This is a genomic window from Wolbachia endosymbiont of Nasonia oneida, from assembly GCF_009012935.1.
GTDB classification, from domain to species: Bacteria; Pseudomonadota; Alphaproteobacteria; order Rickettsiales; family Anaplasmataceae; genus Wolbachia; species Wolbachia pipientis.
This window is the reverse complement of record NZ_QESS01000038.1, coordinates 1-3025: the sequence shown is the minus strand read 5'-3', so window position 1 is coordinate 3025 and position 3025 is coordinate 1. Positions and strand designations below refer to the sequence as shown.

Annotated in this window: 1 protein-coding gene and 3 pseudogenes; 2 read left to right on the top strand and 2 right to left on the bottom strand. The window is 39.7% G+C overall.

Features of this window, described 5'->3' with window-relative positions:
* A pseudogene (locus DEF52_RS07090) lies at positions 1 to 174 on the bottom strand (IS5 family transposase); the annotation flags it as partial.
* 63 nt (positions 175 to 237) lie between these two features.
* On the opposite strand from DEF52_RS07090, the gene DEF52_RS05920 reads away from it, so the two are divergent.
* Positions 238 to 1097 (top strand): IS630 family transposase gene (locus tag DEF52_RS05920; protein ID WP_151808124.1). Its coding sequence is split into 2 segments (ribosomal slippage): positions 238 to 562 and positions 562 to 1097, totalling 861 coding nucleotides; the frame shifts between segments, so codons are not numbered across the junction.
* Between the two features lie 26 nt (positions 1098 to 1123).
* Positions 1124 to 2230, top strand: a pseudogene (gene terL / locus DEF52_RS05915) (phage terminase large subunit); the annotation flags it as partial.
* A gap of 11 nt (positions 2231 to 2241) precedes the next feature.
* Here terL and DEF52_RS06345 read toward each other — a convergent pair.
* A pseudogene (locus DEF52_RS06345) lies at positions 2242 to 3025 on the bottom strand (hypothetical protein); the annotation flags it as partial.

Genomic DNA, 3025 nt, shown 5'->3' with positions numbered 1-3025 from the left:
GTATTTTACAGCTATGGCTTTTTTGTTGTTTATATTCAACATTACGTACAATTTTCTCGTTTGCTCATAGCCACGATATTTTCTGTCAGTGCTATTTTCCTTACTGTGACCAGGAGTGTTGTTGTATATACTAATTCCTGTACTGTCTATAGCAATTTCGATATCTTCCATATTATAGCTCTTTCCATAAAAGTCTGGATGTGATAGGATAAGGGTAGATGATGATAAGGAGGTTAAATGCCAGCAGCATATAGTTATGATTTAAGAAAAAAAGCAATGGAAGCGCTAGACGAAGGAGAAAGCAGAGAAACAGTGGCAGCAAGATTTAAGATTGGACGAACTACTTTATGGGAGTGGCAGCAAAGAAGAAAAGAAACAGGAGACTTTCAATCAAAAAAACTTGGAAATGGGGGTTACAATCACAAAATTACCGACTGGGATACCTTTGCCAAATTTGCCAGAGAACACGGAGGAAAGACTCTATCGGAAATGGCTAAACTTTGGAACAACGTTAGTATCCAAACGATCTATCGAGCCCTTAAAAAAATTGGATTTACGCGCAAAAAAAGACATATGGATACAAGGAAAGAAACGAAGAAAAACGTGCTGAATTTTTGAAAATTATAGCGATAAAAGAACCTAAAAACTTAGTGTATATAGATGAGTCTGGCATTGATAACACCGAAGACTACCCCTACGGATATTGCCAGAAAGGACAGCGGTTTTATGCCTTAAAATCTGGAAAGAAAACTCAACGAATCAGTATGGTTGCAGCCTTAAGTGAAAGAAAGATAGTTGTTCCGTTAACCTTTGAAGGCCACTGTAATATGGATGTTTTTAATGGATGGTTTGAGCAATTTTTGACACCGATCTTGGAACCTGGACAGACTGTCATTCTTGACAATGCTACTTTTCATAAGTCTGATAAGATTATCGAGCTTGCTAAAGGGGTTGGTGCAGAAATTTTGTATCTGCCGCCTTATTCTCCAGATTTCAACAAAATTAAGCATCATTGGTTTGCTATAAAAAACAGAGCCAGGAAAAACATTCCTCTATTCGAATCCTTTCGTCGTGCTGTTGATTCTGCCTTCCTATGACCTGTTCGGACTATTATGAGAAATGCTATATTATTGTGGATGATCCGCTTAACCCTGCTCAAGCTTTGAGTGAAACATTTAGAAAACGTGCCACACACTGGTTCGATCAGACTTTAGTAACGAGACTCAACGATAGAAAAAAAGGAGTAATTGTGCTTGTGATGCATAGGCTCCACCTGGAAGACTTAACTGGGCACCTCTTATCCAAGCCAAAAAACATATGGCATCACATTTGTTTGCCAATGATTTCTGAAAATAAGGAGGTTATTTATTCAATTAATAACCATACTGGTGTCATTCCAACCCCCCCTCCTGTCATCCCAGTGCCCAGACACTGGGATCCAGAAAATTCAACCGCAAAAGACTGGATTCCAGCATCAAGTGCTGGAATGACACTACCTGCAAGAGTATTATACTCAAGAGAAGAGAATGAGTTATTATATCCCCTGGAGGGAGGAAGAGAAGAAGTTGAGATGATAAAAGTTGAACTCGGGAGTTACGCTTTTGCTGCTCAATATCAACAAAACCCCCTGCCGCTTTCAAGTGGTATAATAAAACAAGAGTGGCTAAAGCGCTATAAAAATTTCCCTGATAATCTCTCACATGTAACTCAAAGCTGGGACACTGCAGTTTCAACAAACGATTCCAGCGACTTTAGCGTCTGCACCACCTGGGCAAAAATAGATAATAAATTCTATTTACTTGATGTATATCGAGCAAAGCTTGAGTACCCAAAGCTTAAAGAGCAAGTTCTGTCACTAGCTGCAAGATGGACGCCACACGCAATTTTGATCGAAGCAAAAACGAGTGGTCAACAATTAACACAAGAGCTAAAAGCAAACAGTGATCTACCGATTATCGAAATAATTCCACACAATGACAAACTCACTCGATTTTATCAAATTGTTCCGGTGATAGAGTCTGGCAGGGTTTTTCTGCCACAGCAAGCAATATGGCTCAATGATTTTGAGTATGAGATTTTAATGTTCCCAGAAGCCCGTTATGATGATCAAGTGGACAGTACGGTACAATATTTACAATGGACAAGAAAAACCACCGACAGCATCCCCAGGGTCAGGGGCTTTGGCCCTAACCCTAATAAAACGCTTAGGTGGCTGAGAGCGGTGGATTAGGTACAAACCGCTTATACAAAAACTTCTTTTCCTTCTTGCAAGTATTTCTTGATATTAGGAGAATCTACCCTAGAATTTATAAGAGATTTATCATTAAACTTTTCAATAAGCGACGGTGATTGTCCCCGCTCAAGCGACTTCCCTAAACCACTATCTGCAGAACTTGTAGAAACGTTACGACTAATTTCTTGTTCATCATCAAAGAATTTAAAAAGTAAGCCTTTTTTTGCCTTAAAAGGTAAATCTGGGTGTAGTTGCTTCCCCTTCTCAGGAGGAAGAACTGAGCACACTTGCTCTGCTCCCTCAGAAGTAGAAAGAAGTGAACGCAGTGTCTCACTATCAACATAAAGTAAGTGTAGTAACTTCTCGTACTCAGGAAGAAAAAAGCCGGAGTTTAGCTTCTCCTTCATCTCAGGAGAAAGAACTTTGCATAGTTCCTCCCTCTGATCAGGATCAAGACGTTGTTGCCACTCTGGTCCACCTTCATGCGTAGGAGAAGTCACCCCTGAGGGTGGATTACTTTTTGCTTTTATTCTACCTGGGAATGAAGAAGATGATTCAGAAACAGGTAGTTTTTCAGTTACAGGAGTTTCAGGAGTACTTCGCGTTGTATCACGCCCTTCATCATGTCGCTTAAAAGATGATAACTTTGCTAGCGGCCCTTCTTTACAGAAAAAACCACCCCCATGTTTCTTCGGAGATTTACTATCTTGTGACTTTGCTTCAGAATACTCATCACTACTTTTTCGATCACTTTTATCAGTAACTTGCTGTTTTTCAGATTCCTCATTAGAA